This is a genomic window from Melioribacteraceae bacterium (assembly GCA_019638015.1).
Lineage (GTDB): Bacteria > Bacteroidota > Ignavibacteria > Ignavibacteriales > Melioribacteraceae > JAHBUP01.
In genome coordinates this window covers 840,745-859,203 of sequence record JAHBUP010000001.1, presented here as the reverse complement: position 1 = coordinate 859,203, position 18,459 = coordinate 840,745, and the positions used below count along the sequence as shown (strand labels likewise).

Here is an 18,459-nt window from a genome sequence, read left to right as displayed (position 1 = left end):
GCGATGCGGACATCGCTTGTTATTTTTTATTTATGAATAAAAATATTTTTTTGAATTTTACTAACATTCCAGCCGCTTAATGAAAGCAGAATTTCGTCTCCATTTAAGTAGTCTTTACTTACCTCGATAACAACTTGCTTTTTTTCATTAGGCAGCAGAGAAAAAAAGTTGTCTGAATAATAAACCGGTTTAATTGATTCACCTGTACTGTTTACAATATGCAATCGGGTAAAAAACACTAATGAACTCGAATTGTTAACAACTTCTGAATCTATAAAAATTTTGTCCGCCTCCCTTCTGATGGAAAAAATTAAATCAAGCTTAGCTTCCGGTAGTTTATTGATATCCTGGAAACCTGATACTGCCGGACCTGTCATAGTCCAGGCACCTTCATAAATATCCTTAGAACGCCAGTAGAATGCATCCGAAACAATTTTCCCTTTCGGATCTTTCAGATATAGCTTTATAAAGTGTACTTGTGTTATATCAGATGGAAATTCAATTTTCAACGCATCGTTAGCAACACCATCGGCAGGGATATCAACCATTGAGTCAATTGATGACACCAGTTTTGAATTTAGATCATACACCATGGCTGAAACAGAATAATTCTTAAATGAGACTCTATAATCATTATAAACTGATACTGTATTCTTCAGATAATCAAATTGGGGATGAAGAGGTGCCAATCCATTCTGAGAATAATATAATGCCGCTGTGGGCTCGAGTGAGTGATCGTACATTCGTGAAGCAACTTGAGGTAAAGGACTATTGTGATACCAGAACAAAAATCCGGAAGCGAACCGGTCTCCGTAATTAAATTTATTGTAATTCCATACTTCCCATATTACGCGGTAATTCATTGCGCCTACAAATTGTGCTTTCACTGCAAATTCTTCAATAGAAGATGATTCTCCGAATTGATTAACCGCATCCTTATATTTTGTTGTTACCTGATGAAAACCACCGCCGTCGAGATAATTCCATAAACTATCATTGATAGGCCACAAATCTTTTTCATCCATCATTTCTTTTAATGATTCATAAACAGGCAAAATTGGTGTTCCATATTCTGGATTGAATCCATCCACCCTGCTGCCCCTTCTTGATGCTGTATTTTCAAAGTACTGCATCGGGTTTTCATATTTATACGGACTCCCGTCATGAACTCCGCAGCATTCGGACTGCATCTGATATCCTCTTGTGCTGTCAAGTTGACGGAACACTTCCGGTGCCCCCGGCATTTCGGTAGATTCATTTGATGAAACATAATATGCTAATGATGGATGATTCCGGATTCTTTTAACGGTATTCTCAACATTTTTGAAATACAATAAAGTATCAACCGGATATTTTGTATCTCCGGTCATCCAGAATTCAGCCCACACAAGTATCCCATATTGATCGCACAATTCATAAAAATAATCCGATTCTGCGATTCCGCCTCCCCACAATCTTATCAAATTTAAACCCGATTGATTTGTGTATCTTAATTCCGAAAGTGTTCTTTCTTCTGAATTGCGCAGCATCGCCTCGGGAATCCAATTGGTACCTCTTATAAAAACGGGATGACCATTTACGATAAATCTTCTCGATTGATCCGGTGTATTTTGATCTGAGGATATTTCTCTAATCCCAAATCTTGTTGATACTCGATGACTTGTTTTTCCAGCCGAAGGGATAAATTCCATATTGAGTGTATAAAGATTTTGTTCCCCTTTATTTTTAGGCCACCACAATTTTGGATTCTTAAACAGAAGCTGTTTGTATTCAGCTGGAGAAAATATTATTTCCTTTCTCTCATTTGGAGAAAGAGTAATTTTCTTTTCGAACGTTATTTTATTTTCTTCTATGATTCCCTTTAGAATACCCGATTGTTCTTTGTCTGTACAATTAACTACTTCAACCGAAACTGTTTGAAGCGATGATGTTGTATCGGGCAAAGGAAGTTTTGTTTGAACGAACAGATTTTCCATTACCACATCGCCTGTAGCATACAACTCAACATCGCGCCAAATACCTGTATTCCTATCCCTAATCCCGTCTGTGGCGGTGAAATCCCACCCAACGCTCATTAACATTGTTACATCTTTTCCAATCATTCCGTCACCGCCATTATGATTTTCTCCAACAGCTCCCGGCCGTTTATCTTTTAACATTGTTGTTCCGGGGTTATCGACAGGCTGCATATTTACGGCAATAGCATTCTCATTATTTAAATCAGCAATTGAAGTAATATCAAACGATTGTGAGTTGAACATCCCCTCCATCTTTCCAAGAAATTTTCCATTCACCCAAATTTCACACCTATAGTTAATACCATGAAATTTCAGCCAGACGCGTTTTCCCTTAAATGATTGTGGAATTCTAAAATCGGTACGGAACCAATAATGATAGAACTCTCTACCAACGTCCGATATATCCGGTATTAACTTTTTACTTTTTCTATTGTTATCAGAATAATAGGGTTCGGGATATATTTTATTAGCAACGAGAGAGTTTAATACCGTTCCCGGAATAATTGCCGGAAGCCAAGAATCAGATTTGTAACCCGGTCGAGAAATAATGGAGCCATCCTCTTTGGTATCACTAAACTTTTTTATTGTCCATTCCGAATTGCCATTGTAATTCTTTTTTGATCGAAGAAATAATGATTGCTCACTTGATGGATTGTTTAAGTAACTAATCGATTGAGAGTAACTCGAATTCACTAATCCCAGAAACAAAAACTGCAGCAGAATATATCTCAGTCTCAAATTGGTTCTCCTTCTTTTTGCATCATTATTTAGTAAAGGCTCAACTATTCAACTACAATAATTGAATGAACATCAACACGTTCAACTCTTGTTTTTAATTCTCCATCCATAAACGAATAGTCCAAGGAAACATTTTCCGGTTGAAGCATAACTTTAACGGGTTTCTTAGGAACTCGAATTTTCACCTCTATCGGACCAATAGCCGGAATGCTGTCATATCTTGCTACCTTTGTATTAGCGTGAGGTCCAGACATATTTATCAAATTAACCAGCAGTCTATTATTAAGTGTGTTTACAGTAACTGTTAAATTTTCAGATCCATGCAGTTGAACTTTTGGATTTGCAAAAAGTTTTTTAACAATGCCATTAACAAAATTCCTATAAACAGGGTTATTCATTCTCAGGTAATATGTTCCTATGTCGAAATACACTCCGGCAATTTTACCTTTTCCATATGTTGTGATAGTGGCCGCTGGTGTTGATTGAAATCTAAAATCCGGTTCATCGAATAACCGCCCTATAATTTCTGTTGCACTATTTGGAGAGAAGGGTTGAAATAAGCCACGCACCCCAGCCATCTCACCATTCCATTCAATGTTTTTGTTAGTTAATAATGCTTTCTCATTCATCTCAACATTCAATTGATCCGCGAACATGGAGGTTGCTTCAGCACCGACTATCAATAAATTACCGCCATCTTTAACATATCTTAACAATATTTTCTTGAAATCTTCTGTCAAGTATTGTGTCTCCGGAATTACAATAAGCGGATACTCATTAATTCTTTTTTCGAGATGATGTTCCATTAATATTTCCACTGCGTTTTGACTATCAAGGAGTAAGTTTAAGATTCCCCTTAGCGGATCATGAATTTTCCCTGAACTTGAGTAGAGAGGTTCTGAATTCTTTTCAAAATTGGCCGTTGAATAAAGCAATGCAATTTGTGGAACCGGTTTTACATTTTGAGTAAATGGTTGTCTGTCGCGACAAAAATCAGATACACTTTTTAATGTACCGAAAAGCCATGGTTTAATTGAGGCATCGCGGTTTTGTGTTGAATATATTTGAAATCCGCCCCCCATCGAAATAACAGTTGCAGCAGCTTGTTGAAGTTGAACCGGAGATTTGTGAACATATGCTCCTTCATTATCATGCGCAAAACTCCAAACCATTAAATCCCACGGCTTGCCTTGCGGGGCAATACAGCGCGATTCAAACAATCCGCTATATAAACTGTTGTTCGGTTCAAAATCACCCGAAATAAAATCTACATTTATATCAACAGGACGAGGCATAAAAGAGGAGAATGCCCAATTGCTTGTTATTTGAAATGATGGACTATACTTATGAAGTTCGTCCACATAGTGCGCAATATATTTTCTGAAGGCGTTTCTATTAAATGTTCTGAATTCAGGCATATGCTTATCATTCATATAATATGGAACGCTTGTAATTCCGGTCTCCTTCTTAAACGCGTCAAGCATATTTTTGCTATAATCTAATTTCAACGCCCAACTTTCACCATCAACCCAAGCCCCATCAATCTGGTAATTATCAATTAGCTCCTTTATCTGAGGAATGAGAAGTTGATCAACATAAGGACCCATAACAGAATTATTAGTTACGCTGATTTTTCCATCCCTATCTACAGATGCCCATTCGGGATGTCTCTTAACAGCTTCATTATCAATTACACCGGAGTAGTGAACAAACAGTCCAACTCCATGTTTGGCAGTCACATCACGCCATATTTTATAAACATCCTTTTCAAAACCGGGGGCGGGGTTTCCAACTTTTGTGGGATAACTTGAAATTCCCGGATGCCCTTTGCAATCAACCTGAATGTAATCCGGTTTTATTAATGCCAGCATACTGTCGATTGTTGCGGCATTAAAAGTTTTTCCTATTTCTTTATCGTTGTTTGTTGCATGAAAATCAAAGTGAAGTCCAAAAAAACTCTCTGCCCTGCGCAAAGTATTCTTATTTGATTCAACAAAGTTTTGAGCATGAACTAAATTCAAAAATAAGCTAAGTATTATTAAAATGAATCCGGCTTTCTTTAACATAAATTTTCCCGTTAAAAGGTGATGGAATAAAATGTGAAGGCAATCTATAATTCAAGCAAATCGTAATCAGTTTTTATTTTGCATACTTTCGAAAAGAATCGTTACTAATAGATTATTTCACGATTTCTTTATAACTAATAAGTAACGATCCCGGTTTGTCCAATATTTTTATTTCAATTCCCTCTTTTAATTCTTTGCCCGATTTTATTGTTCGAGCTCCACTATCTTCATATAACAATTCATATTGAGCATCCGCAGCTAATCCACTCAATTTAATTATCATTGAATCATCGGTAAATCGGTCACGGCGAAACGCTAATACTATTCCATCCTTCTGTTCAGGCCTGTTTAACTGATAAGCTAACCAGGAATTGTTATTCATATAACGTTTATGGGCAACTGTTAAAGGATAGAAATCACCATAATAGTATGCTCTTAATCGTTTAAAATCAGATATATATTGTTGATAAGTCTGTATTGTTTCATTGTTGCTGCCGTCAACACTCCAGGTTATAACCGCTAAGCTGCCCAGGCTCGATCTGACATAATAATTTCCTGTTTTAAATAAAGCAGTACCATGAAGAGGCAAATATAAATTCAATCCGAATGTATGATTTTGATGACCGGTTGAATTATGTTCCAGATCAGTGCGCCAAAAAGGTGTGCTTCGTGAAGTGGTTTCTAAATCAATTCTTCTTCCGCCTGAAGCGCAATTATCAATTATCATATTTGGAAAGCGTACAAGCAAGCTATCCCAGAAAGCGTATAAACCTTCAATATATTTGGCTTCTGAAATACCGACTCTGTCCGGCGTATCATTTCTCTTCCAATAAGGCATAGGGTCAAAATTGAAATCCTGCCTGTAATAATCTATACCTTCCTTCTTAAAGAAATCCGTAAAATAATTCGTTAACCATAATCGGGCGTCGGGATTGCCAAGATCATACAAATAAGAATCGTTATTTGGTAAACTTTGCAGCCATTCCGGATGCTCATTGTAAATTTGTGTTCCTTTTTGAACGCGTTCCGGTTCAAACCACACCATTAATTTCGCACCAGCGGCATGAGCCGCTTCGGAAACCGGTTTAAATCCGTTTGGAAAACGTTCTTTATCAATTGTTAAATTACCAACATTCTGCGGCCACTCACCGTTTTCTTTATCCCATCCGCAGCCCGAATACCAGCCGGCATCAATCCAAAATAGTTCGGGAGTAAATTTGAATTGTTGATACCGTTTTATATGCGCCAGCGCTGATGCTTCTGTTATACAAGTATGAACTGTACAAGGAAAAGGCGCGCCATCCAATTCAAATGCTCCCGATAACGGCAATTGAGGTAATTCACCATTTATTTTTCTTGTATGATGTGCAAGGATAAATCTTCTGAATTGATTATGACCGGTCATTCTATCTTCGCCATCCCAAAAGAGAAGACAAATTTTCGGAGTGCGGATTTCTTCTTTCGGATACAAAGAGAGATGCATATTCTCCATTCCCGATTTCAGAGAAACGGATTTCTCATCCTTCTGAACAACATCAGCGAACCATTTCCCCGTCCAGCCTACTGCAACAACAATTCCCTGATTTGCAGGACCTTCAATGTTGAAGAAAGGAAACGCCGTGTTATCTGAAGAACGTCCGCCGGCCGGAGTCATATAAATATTTTTTCCTATTTGCATGACTGCATCAAACGGTTGGAAATCATTTACTACAGCATTGCTTCCTAACGAATGATGAAGCACAAAAATTCCTTCCTTGTTATATGAAAATTCATTGTCAACTACATTTGCTCTTTCAATAATTGGAGTGTTCATTGCAGAGGAGTTTATAAATTTTAGAACATACTCTACCGCGTTAAAATCAATAAATAATTTTACAGAGCACTTTACTGTCAATCCTGTTTGTCCATCGGAATAAGAAAAAACAAATTGTTCAACTCCCGCATCAGTGGATTTCAATTTTTCTGATTTATAATTCCAGTTGGCAATAAATGAATTCGAAGACTTTCCATCATATATAAATGAGAATGGGGGTACAATTCCTTTGGCAAATTTTTCATTTACCCATTCACTTGCCTTTATTTCATCTGCGAAACTTCTTCCGGTAACTATCAGACAAAAGATTAAACACAAAGCTAAACATGAACTATTAAGTCTTCTGAGATTTTTCATACATGATTCCTATAAATTAATTTTTTCATTGAGATTATTTTTGTCTTCCCATTTTTTCAAAAGGCACATTCTCAAAATCAGGCAGTGAACTAAATACTTTTGAGTCATTCCGTAGCTTGAAATTCATCTTGGCATAACTTTCAAAACCGGGATCTGTTTTAGTGAAACAATTCTTACCCAACTTTAACCATTCGAGTGAACCGTTTTGAAGCTGCCCTATATTCACAAATAAATTATTCTCGATTATGTTTCTCTTCGGCACTCCAAGATTATCATTCCAATAATTCGCGAGATTAGGATACTTTTTAGAGTAAGGGAGTTTATCTATTGCGACTTCACTTAGCCTTTTATTATACACACCATTATTTTTTATAAATTCTTCTCCACCCCAGTTTTGAAGACGATTATCAATATGGAAAGCGAGGGGTGTTTCAATAAAAATATTGTTTCGGTAAACAATATCGTTACCGCCTCCGATCATCACCGCAACATTACCCGGTTTATAAAAAACATTTCCATAAACTTGCATTCCGCAGGCGCCGTCATCGTGATAAACCGACATTATCACTCCATCTTTATTTCCATTGTGATGAAAATAATTATAACGCACAATGTTGCCCTGCTCGCTTGGATTTCTTCCATAATAAATCGCGCCCATGTCGTGACCATCTGTAACAGCGTCATGGATAATATTATATTCAATTAAATGCTCATTGCCATTTAAATGAATTGCCGTACCAGGGCAGTTAAATATTTCATTATGATCAATTACGTTTCCAACTCCGTCAACATTAATTCCTCCGCGGTATGTTTTTTCGTACCGATTGAAATCATGAATTGAACAGTTTGTAACCCGGTTGTTTCCTCTGGTAAGTGTTTTTCTATCGCCGCCGCCGAGAATGATACCTCCTGCGCCGGTATTAAAGATTTCGCAATTCTCAATTACATGATCGGTTCCGCAGTTTCTATCCCAAGTTTGGTTGACGTATAAATACTCTTTAAACTTCCCGAGTTTTCTCGAAGCAGGCACACCATTTTCATCAACTCCTTTTCCAATACAAACGGCTACGGTTCCAATATTTCTAAAAGTGCAGGAAGTAAAGCGGTTATCATTTCCTCCCTCAATATAAACTCCCATTCCGCGTGTGCATTCAAATATTATATTTTCAAAACAAACTTTGGCGGAGTTCTCAAGTGCAATCAACGGCTCATTGATTAAAGATAAAGTTAAGTCTGAAAAATCCTCGTTGTCATAAGGGTAGAAGTAAATTTTCTTATTTTTTTTATCAACGAAATATTCACCCGGGATATCAATATCTTCAAGAATATTGAATCCGTAAAACGCGTTAAAGGGTTCCCCGGCAGAAAACCCGTAATATGTTGGGTCAGATGTGATTTCTTTTTTTTCGGGATCAATTTTTCTGATGCGAACCGCATCATCAGCAAAGCCATAACGGAAATAACCGGCTATCCATGGTTCTTCCGAATTTTTCCACCTGCCTACCCTTTCCGCCTCATACTCAAATACGGCTAATTTTTCTGATGTATCCCCGTCGCTAATGCTCGATCCTTTTTCTATAATATTTTTAATTCGAGTATATCCCTTATTTGGCCATCTCGCTAAAAAATAGGCATTCTGCATTCCAAATAATTCCATCTGTGTGTTTGTATAAGGCCTTCCGAAACCATGCGGTTGAATTGTCCCTTCATCATCAATTAATCCGGAATAGTCGATCTGTAGAATATTATCAGTAACCCTTGTTATTAGTCTTCTGGAGATTGTAGAGTCGGCAATTTTACGAACTCTATTCTCGGGAATTTTTATTCCTCCCGAAATTCTAACTACTTCATTTTTATATGAACGAATAATTAATTGTTCATCATTTTTGTAGGTATCCCGTTGGTCAAACTCAATTGTTTTTGAAATTTGATAAGTACCTCCCCGAAGAAAAACTGTATATGATGTTTTGGGAAATTTTAATTTATCAGCTCTTACAGCATCACGTGCTCTTTCAATTGTTGCGAACGGAGCTTTGATGCTGCCGTTGTTTTTATCCGAACCAGAAGGGGAAATAAAATATTCTTTATGATTATCATTTCCGGCAAAAAGGTTAATTGAAAGAAATAAAAGGAAAAATAGTTTTACAGCTTGGTTACATTTCATTGTTTACTTCCCCATTGCTTATTTGGTTCTTTTCCCATAACAAAAACAAGTTCGCCCCCTTTTACAATCTCTTCATGTGAAATCCACGAGCGGTTTAATGGTAGTCCATTAAGTGAAGCCGATTGTATATAATAATTTTCGACGCTGAGATTATCTGTTCTGATTACAAACTTCTTTCCTGAATAAATATCCGGATCAAGTTGAATAGTAACTTTATTAAATATCGGCGAGGATAATTGATATACTGGATCGCCCGGGAAGACTTGATACAAACCCATAGCGCTCATAGCATACCACGCTGACATGCAGCCGTAATCATCATCCATCTCCTCAAGAAATCCATCGGGAGTGTTTTTATATATTCTTCCGAATATCGGTTTTTCGAAAAATCCGTGAGTTTTATATTTCTGAACAATTGGTTCAGTTAATATTTTCCTTGTCCATTTTTGAGTAAGCCATGCTGCATCAGCATAATTAAAAAGAAAAGGTGCGTGGAGATCTATCTGATTTCCGGCTGTGTAAAGATTGTTATCAAAGAAGTAGGTTAATTCTTTTAGAAATGACTCTCTCCCTCCTAAGAATTCAATTAAACCGGGAAGATCGTGCTTAATATTCCATCGCCAATGCCACTTGCTTCCTTCATAGGTATATTTTTCCCTGTTCTCAGCGGGGTCATCCGGAAAGTCAAGCCATGTTCCATCTTCGGCACGTGCCCGGAAATATTTAATGCTCGGGTCCCATGTATTTTTCCAAAAGTTCGAACGCATCATGAAATATTCATAATCCTTTTCATTGCCAATTGCCTTTGCAACTTGTGCAACGCACCAATTATCCCAGCAATATTCTCCTGTTTGATCCGGTCGGGCTGGTATGTATCCAATCTTGTCATATTTTTCTCCCATCTGTAGAAGAGCTTCACGTTTTAAATAAGGATATACATCCTTCACGTTAATATCGAAAAGACCTTTAAAGTATGCGTCTGTCACAACCATAAGCATATGTTCGTTGCGGCAATTAGCGAAAACCGAGAATCCGTTTTTCCCAGTGATATCAAATCCCGATCCTGGTCCGTGCGGTTTATGTGTTCCGTCCGGTTTATCCCAATCCCCCTGTTCATAAATATCGCGTAATGATTTTACAATATCGCGATACACAGAGGGTAAATACAAGCTGTACAAAGGATATTTTGTTCTGAAGGAATCCCAGAAAGCATAATTGCTGTAGTGAACGTATCCATTGGCATTGTGAATCTTTCCATCAAGTCCCGGATATTTCCCCGATACATCTGTTAATGATTGAGGCAAATGGCATGTTCTGTAGAGTGAAGTGTAAAATATAGATTTGTATTCTTCATTACCTTCAATTAATATATTTGAGAGAACATCATTCCATTTATCAAAAGCTTCTTTTTTAACCGCCGCGAAATTTTTCTTTCCAATTTCGGCGGCAAGATTATTTTTGGCTTCATCCACACTTGTTAAAGACACTCCGACTTTTATTTCCAGAGGATGATTTTTCAAGATGCCAAATTCGCAAATTAGTCCCCCGTCTATCGATTCAATAAGTTTATCATTTGATGAAATTTGTTTACCATCCCAGATCGAGGAAGATTTGATCGGATTGTTAAATTTTATAACAAAATGTATTCCGTTGTAAATTGCTTGGGTGCCTTCTATTGTGTATTCATCAACAATTCTGCATGATACGTTATTAGATCTTGCTCTGTTACCTTCGAACAGGAATATTTTTGCATTTTTATTTTTAGGGAATGAATAACTGTGATAACCGGAATGAGATGAGGCGGTTAATTCTACTATAATATTTTCTTTTGATAGTTTGACAGAGTAATAACCTGCTTTTGCCTTTTCGCTTTTTTTATCAAAATCTAAAATGGGATTTTTGAAGAATGAATCTGAAGGCATAACAGAAAATGGAATTATAGAAAGCAAACCGGCCCTATCAATTACTCTTGTTCCGCCGGAACTTCCTTTATGAAAATTACTGAAGCCGCGCAATTGATTGTCGGAATAATCATATCCGCCATGCGCAAAATCGCCGTCGGCAGTGAGACTTCCCGGATAAGTGTCCGGACACAGATTAATTAATCCGAATGGAACATTCGCGGCCGGAAGCCACTGGCCGTGATCTCCCTGCGTAGCCATAAATGGATTAACATAATCGGCCGGCAGTTTCTTTTTTTGATTGTTACCGCCATAAATATTAAACGCAAAAGCAAGAAGTAGAATGAATTTTGTCAAATTGCTCATAGTTTAATTTCCATTTTAAGAGTCATTGTTTATTTAGTTAATCGATGTAAGTATATATATGTAATCTTCCGCCGATGGTTTAACAGGGATATTATATGAAGAAGCCCCGGCCGCGGAAGATTGATCTATATTAATATAAACTCCTTTTCTCGGATCGAACCATTTTGCCTTATAGGTTTTCCTGGCATCAAGGTTCTTTATTGTCACCGGAATATCTTTTTCCGAATACAGATATATCACGTATTCATTATTGGAAATTGTAGAGAGTACAACCTTTTCTTTTTCCTTTTTATCTGATGCATTAATATCAATCCACACAGGATCCTCAAATCGCGGCTCAAGTTTTGTCCATTTAAGCGCATCAAAGAATTTTTTAAGATGACTCATCTGTTCTCCGCCTTTCGCGTTCAGTCCTTCGATCCAGGTCTTTATTCCCCAATCGGTGCAGCAGCCGCATTCATTAACCGTATAACAGTTTTGCCAAATTCCTTGAACACCGTAGCCAAAACCAAAACTTCCGCTGAGAAATGATTTATACGCGGCGTTTCTTATGTCGGTGTCAGAACACTGTTTGTCTTTTCCAAGTCCTTCATAATTCGCTTCCGATTCAAGCATTGGTTTAATAGGAATACTTTCATAATATTTTTTATAGAACTCTTTAGTTTGCGTTCCGCCTCCCCAAATTATATGACCGGCCTGAATCATATGGAAATTGTGCCAGTTATCGGAATTAAAAAACGCGGGGTTTGAGTTATCCCAGAGATGAGCTGAATGCGGATGCTGATAATCATCATACTTATCAATTGTTTTCGCGGCGGTTTTCCATATTTCCAGATACTTATTTTTATCGAGATCAACTTCCTGAGCTGTCATCCAAATTATTGGATAAGCCCCATATCTCGCCACCCAGTATTTGGCTAATCTTTCGGCGCCCGCTATGCCGAGACGAAGAGCGTAATTATGAGCTGATCCGATTGAGCTGTTTATAATAAAACCTTTCTCTATCAAGTAATTAAACTTTCTGTCGATATCCTGAAACGCTTCTACATCAACTGAAGTTACACTGTCTTCCACTAATCTGATTCCATTCGTTTGAATCTGGTAAACAGTAAACTGCTGTTCCGCTCTTTTATCAACCATAAATTTGAATTGAGAATCGCAGCCGGGTACGTTGCACTCATCCCATTTTTCCAACGGTAAAAACCAATGTGTGTCTGCCAGATAAAAAAAGGGCGCGCCGTTATTATAAGTGAGATAACGTCTATTCGGTGAGATTTTCAGAAACCCTTTTTTATATATAGAAAGATCACCCTGATAATTGAACGCTTCAACATAACCTTTTTTAGAGCCGTTGAAATTATTTATCCCTTCTCCGGAAAGCTTATAATTCCATTTTCCAATTTTTGTAGGTGCGAATCGGACTTTCCATATATTGCCTCCATCCCAAAACGCGGGGCGGGAAATAATGTCACCCTCCTCACTAATGAATGTAGCAAATAGATCAACATCAAGAAATGGATTATCATAACAAACGTCACTCTCAAAAACAAACTCAATCTGATTCCACACATCAATTTTATGTTGAGCTTTACTTTCTGAAAGAAATAGCACTAATAAAGTAATTAACAATTTTTTGCTCATATTCAGCCTAGGGATTATTTTTTAATTGATAAACTTTATATCGAATCTCTTCCACAGTACCGATAATTATATAATACTCATATTCATAGATTGAGTTTTTATATAGAGCCTCTTTTTTAATTGGGGCTATATAAGAAGTAGAACCATCTTTTGTTTCTCCGCCAGGTTTGCCCGCCATTCCCGCGAGAAAATCAGTACATTTTGAATTATAAACTCCCATTCCCCATTTGTTATCATCAACAAACGCCATCCAGTTTTCAGAAACCGCCTGATATCTGCCCCAGAAACCGCTTGCAAGAAAAACCACTGTAGGGTTCGAAAGAGTATCATTCGCAAAAGGTTTTTTGCCTAAATATGTATAAAGATTTTTTAAAGAGGAGATTGGATACACAGCGGGCAATTCCTGATCATTTAGAATTCCCTCTCCATAAATTGTATCAGTTCTATTGCACGTTAGCTTGTTATGTACCTTTAATGTGCTACCGGTTAATACTGTAGTTTGCTCAATTACCGCTTCGGCAGGAACATTATTCATATCCCACAGCATCGGGATACATTTTACATAGAGGGTATCGCCACTTTGTTTATAATCCATAATTTGCGCGCGGTTTTTAAATTCATCTCCTACTTGGATTGGATTCCAACTCCATGGCGACCATTTGGGAGATTGGCCTTCCGCTTTTCTATCAATACTTTTTCCGGCATAATATGACTGCTGAATATATCTTCCTTCATCATGAACATTAACAAGGTTTCTATCGCTGCCTGATATAGAAATGTAACTAATAGCTCCCCCGCGTGTTAAATCGAACTTTAATTTTATTACGCCATTATCCGCTTCCAATTCAAACGGCTGCGCTATAGTAATTGTAACAAACAGAAACATACTTGTCATTATTTTATAAAATAATTTCTTCAATCAGTTAGCTCTCCAAAAAGAATTTTTATAATTATTCTATATTTAGCCCAATTTGAATTTTCGCTGACGAAGGCGCGTTGTTTGTAATTTTTGTTCCCCCTTGAAAACGGTTGCCAATTATTACCGCGCCCACTGTACCAGAGCCGAGTTCAATCTGCCTCTTTCCTTCTTCACGAAATTCGCATGCGTTAATTATCATTGTCCCGCTTTTTAAATTTATACAAGGCGCGTCTTTTTCACTATCGTCCCATTCTGAAAAATGTACGGCATTAAATGTTACAGTGCCGGTGCCCTCAATTATTGCCTGACTGGTTGTAGATTTGATTGACCAAAAACCGCAATTAGTAAATTTGACCGGACCTTCATTTGTAGATTTAATAATTACTGTTGCCATGAACTGACAATTGACGAATTCCAAACCTGCCTTTTTTTGTGAAGCGTCAACCTGAACAGATATATCTGTCATATCCGCGCCGGACTGGGTGATTAAAACATTTCCTTTTCTTTTAGCGCCGGATATAAAATGAAATCCAATCTTTGGAAAGATTACAAAACAGTTGCTTACATATTGCCAATCGGTTCTAGCGAAAATAAATCCTTCCAGATTTTCCGTTAAGTATTTTATTAGTTTATCCCATTCGGGGCTTCCATCTTTTGGGGAATTGGAATAACCGCATCTGGTCCAAGCATTTGGATTGAAATGAACATTTTCTATTCTTCCAATATCTGTACAGTTATCAACAAAAATTCCAATCTTAAGGGGACAGCCATAGACATTACGGATAAAATGAAGTTCATTTGAATGGGTTCCGAAATCTATGCCTTTATACGGATTCGCGAGAGTGACATCAATTACACTGCAGTTAGTTCCCTTTCCCTGAATTGTCCAGGGATATGATTTCACGTTGTTTATATCTTGATCGGGATAAAAAATGGTTATGCCTTTAACGCAACTATTACTTGTCAGATTAATTAGAGGGGACCCGTTTTCATTTCCTGCTGAACCGGTTGCAAATAGTACGCTTCCTTTTCCAAGAGCAGTATTGTGAGGTGCCTGCCATTCACCCTGAAGAGTAACTCCCTCCGGAATTGTAATTGATCCGGCAATTAAATAAGTGCCTGAAGGAACAGATACAATTCCCCCTTTTATACTTGCCGCGTCGAGCGCTTTTTGGAAAACCGCGGTATCATCACTAATTCCATCAGCTTTCGCTCCATGATTAATTACACTGTTTTTCTCAGATTTAATTGTTGTAATTGTTTCAGCATTCAGTGTAACCACAGTAAGCAGCAACACTGAAACCAAAGCATGTAATATTTTTTTTACTACCGGCATATAAGTTCTCTTTTTTAATAAAACTATTTTGTACCAATTTATTTTTCTGAATAGATCCAGTTGAATCTGGCGCCGGGCGCGGCGTCTCCATTGAGATACCAGTCCAGCGGATCGCTTGAATCCTGCATATTATCCGACCACTTGAATTCAAAATTTAATTCCAGGGAGAAATCACTAATATGTTTTCTTGGAACAGTGATCATCATTCTGTTTTTATTCACTTCGTATTTAACGGAGCATAAGTCTTTCCACTCGCCTCCGGTATATTTTTGAAGTTTGTTTCCAGTGACAATTCTATAATCATAACCATTCCAGCCTGATGAGAATTTTCTATCACTATCAATATAAAGACGCATCTAGTTGCTGCCGGAGTTTCGAGTAATATTATTTACTGTCTCAGCATAGAAATAAACATACTTTGAATCTCTCGAAATTTTTAACTGATGAAAATCATTTCTGCCGGTATTGTTAGTATAAATAACTTTTGGACTTTTTTGCATACCGGAACAATTACGTTCGCCAGTATCGCCGATATAATCTATATAAACTGGCTCCACATTTTTCCAATCATCAAAACTTTTTGTTGATATACTTTTACCCACAGCCGCGCTCGCCTCAACTCCTTTATATCTTCTGATATTATTAACCAACTGCATATAATAGTTATCTTTTAATCCTGCTGTTCTTGTGGGTTCAATATCGCGGCTGTATTCCGGGCTCGCCTGATCGCAGAACCATGAATGCTCGGGATTGCTGTCTTTACTTGGAAATTTTCCGGCTATCCATTCATTCCATCCTGTTACATAAACAAATGGAGGATTTTCCTTAATCGCAAAATCCCATTGTTCCTGCATATTATAACCGTAACGGATATCAACTTCAGGATTTCCATTGTAACCATTTCTATGACTTCTTCCCCAGTTATCTCTGTTACCATAGAATGCAGAACCGCCCATCCCCGCTTTCGGATTGGGATGCTGAGCTACCGCCACATTCACAATTTCCTTTTCTCCTTTCGCGTTAAAATGAACTTGCTGCGGTCTGGTAAATGCTATCCAGGGCCAGCTGTTTGTTTTATATTTTTCGGTAGGCCATTGCGATTCTCTGTAAGTAAAGAAATTTTCATACTCCATTCCTTTTGCTTCAGAGGATATTCCAATAATTAAAGGTTTTCCTTCAAGGTAAAACCAGCATTCCGGATGATAATATTTCGCTCCCTGTTTATAAAAATTATCATAAGCCTGCTGCATTGTGAAACCGGATTCTGTATTAGTATAAAAAACAATTTTAGGGGGATTTTTTCCCTGAGCGCGGACCGCGTCCATCGCTTTCATTAATACATCCGCGTTCCTTCCATATGTTTCCTTATTCGTCGCGTCAATAACAAGAATATCAACGCCGGCATCGGTGAGCAATTGAACACTTCTCAAACTAACCCAATAATCTTCCGCTCTATAATAACCGTAGAGAGGCTGACCCCAATAGTAAGCTGTACCGGGCTGCTGAATACCCCAGTTCGGATTATCAAAATCGTTTAGTACTTCGGGGTGCTCGGCTACAATCTCGCTTAAATCCCATGCATCTCCGGCAATAAGTCCCTCATCATGCCACAAAAAATAAAATATGGCCACATTTTTACTTTTTTGAAGATTTCCTACGGAATCGTTCAGAAGAAGGGTTCTTCCCAATTCATCCGTTCCTGCTAAAGACTGGCCTGAAACAATACCGGTAAACAAAAGATTTATAAAAATCAGTCCGGCAACTACATTATTAGATTTTTTCACATTTTGCCTCAATAGAATTATATTATTCCGTTCACAGAAGAATGCTGAAACGTCATTGTAATGATAAATTTAGTTAAGATAATAGACTGGTTTATTAGTATAAATCTTAGGTTTGCCCGTATTGGTCGAAAATATTATACTAGGGCGCTCAAATAAGTTTATTATCTATTGTGATTTTCTAAATTCTGACTTTTTTCTTATTTGCAAAGAATAAATTTGGATTCGATCGAGTCTTTAATGGGAGCGGATTAAAGCAAAATATAAATATGAAGTTTCTAAAATAATCGGGAGTGTCAAATGAAGAGAAAAATTTTTTTCAGAAATATTGCAGTAGGAACCGCTTCAATTCTTTTACCATGGGAAAAACTTTCACTTGGCCATTCTTTTAATACAACACCTTTAAATTCTGATGAATGGTTAAGCGTTGATCATAATTTTGATAGTTATAATACCGTGATAAAGTGCAAAAGTATTAAAGAAAAGGTAAGTTTCATCCATATTAGTGATTCACATCTCTCAATTTTGAAAAATGGAAAATCGGAATATCCCGAGTTTACATCTAGAATGGATGTTGCATATAAAGACCCAAAGCACTATCTCACCGACATTGCCGGTACAAAGGAACAACATTTTGAAGGAATTCTCGAGGAGGCAAGAAAAAAAAATGTTGATTTAATTTTGCTGACCGGAGATATAATTAATAATCCAACTATAGACAACGTAGCTTATGTAAAAACCCGGCTTGATGAATGTGGGATTGAATATATATACACAGCGGGCAATCATGATTGGCATTTTGAAGGAATGCCTGGGAACTCACATGATCTAAGAGACAAATGGATTTCAGAACGGCTGAGTCCTTTATTTAATGGTGAAAATCCATTGTACACCTCGAAAATTTTTAAGGATGTGAACTTTGTCTCGATCGATAATTCTACATTTCAAATCAGTGCTGAACAGGTTGAATTTTTCAGAGAGCAAGCAAGAAAAAATTATCCTATAATTCTATGTATGCACATCCCAATTTATCAACCGATTGCTCTATCAAGAAATTCTGTTTCTACAATAGGGGATCCAAGATGGGGTTCAGAATATGACAAAAATTATATAACTGAAAAAAGAGAACGTTGGCCAGAAAGTGGGAATTTAAATTCTACTTATCAATTTTTAATTGAATTGTTGTCGTGCAGAAAATTATTGGCGGTATTTGCAGGACATGTACATACAGCGATACAGAGTAGGATTAGTGTATCAGCTTATCAATACATAACTAAAGCGTCGTTAAGTGGAGCGTATAGATTTGCCGAATTGACAAGCTGATTTGGAGAAAGATTAATTAACAATCATATCGCAAGA

The 18,459-nt window shown here is 37.3% G+C and carries 11 protein-coding genes; 1 reads left to right on the top strand and 10 read right to left on the bottom strand.

The window, feature by feature from the left end:
* Positions 1–26: 26 nt before the first annotated feature.
* The 10 genes from KF816_03465 to KF816_03420 all read right to left on the bottom strand — a co-directional run bounded on the left by KF816_03465 (position 27) and on the right by KF816_03420 (position 17,103).
* Positions 27–2,756, bottom strand: a complete 2,730-nt coding sequence (locus KF816_03465) for a beta galactosidase jelly roll domain-containing protein (GenBank protein ID MBX3007067.1) — start codon at positions 2,754–2,756, stop codon at positions 27–29.
* Positions 2,757–2,800: 44 nt separating this feature from the next.
* Positions 2,801–4,822, bottom strand: a complete 2,022-nt coding sequence (locus KF816_03460; protein ID MBX3007066.1) for an alpha-L-fucosidase — start codon at positions 4,820–4,822, stop codon at positions 2,801–2,803.
* Positions 4,823–4,934: 112 nt separating this feature from the next.
* Positions 4,935–6,992, bottom strand: coding sequence for an alpha-galactosidase (locus KF816_03455; protein ID MBX3007065.1), 2,058 nt, complete (start codon positions 6,990–6,992; stop codon positions 4,935–4,937).
* A 34-nt stretch (positions 6,993–7,026) separates the two neighbouring features.
* On the bottom strand, positions 7,027–9,156 hold the full coding sequence (locus KF816_03450) for a right-handed parallel beta-helix repeat-containing protein (GenBank protein ID MBX3007064.1): 2,130 nt from the start codon (positions 9,154–9,156) through the stop codon (positions 7,027–7,029).
* On the bottom strand, positions 9,153–11,423 hold the full coding sequence (locus KF816_03445) for a GH92 family glycosyl hydrolase (protein ID MBX3007063.1): 2,271 nt from the start codon (positions 11,421–11,423) through the stop codon (positions 9,153–9,155). Before KF816_03445 ends, KF816_03450 begins: the two co-directional genes overlap by 4 nt.
* Before the next feature lie 33 nt (positions 11,424–11,456).
* A complete protein-coding gene (locus KF816_03440; GenBank protein ID MBX3007062.1) occupies positions 11,457–13,064 on the bottom strand; it encodes a DUF4038 domain-containing protein in 1,608 nt (535 codons plus the stop codon).
* Positions 13,065–13,071: 7 nt separating this feature from the next.
* Positions 13,072–13,983, bottom strand: a complete 912-nt coding sequence (locus KF816_03435; protein ID MBX3007061.1) for a hypothetical protein — start codon at positions 13,981–13,983, stop codon at positions 13,072–13,074.
* A 31-nt stretch (positions 13,984–14,014) separates the two neighbouring features.
* The gene (locus KF816_03430) at positions 14,015–15,319 is read right to left on the bottom strand and encodes a hypothetical protein (GenBank protein ID MBX3007060.1); all 1,305 of its coding nucleotides are present in this window, start codon (positions 15,317–15,319) and stop codon (positions 14,015–14,017) included.
* 38 nt (positions 15,320–15,357) lie between these two features.
* Positions 15,358–15,675 carry a hypothetical protein gene (locus KF816_03425; GenBank protein ID MBX3007059.1) on the bottom strand — a complete coding sequence of 106 codons (318 nt, stop codon included), beginning with the start codon at positions 15,673–15,675 and terminating at the stop codon, positions 15,358–15,360.
* Positions 15,676–17,103 carry a hypothetical protein gene (locus tag KF816_03420; GenBank protein MBX3007058.1) on the bottom strand — a complete coding sequence of 476 codons (1,428 nt, stop codon included), beginning with the start codon at positions 17,101–17,103 and terminating at the stop codon, positions 15,676–15,678. It abuts the gene before it with no gap.
* Between the two features lie 297 nt (positions 17,104–17,400).
* Here KF816_03420 and KF816_03415 point away from each other — a divergent pair, with 297 nt between their 5' ends.
* A complete protein-coding gene (locus KF816_03415) occupies positions 17,401–18,423 on the top strand; it encodes a metallophosphoesterase (GenBank protein MBX3007057.1) in 1,023 nt (340 codons plus the stop codon).
* Positions 18,424–18,459: the final 36 nt, after the last annotated feature.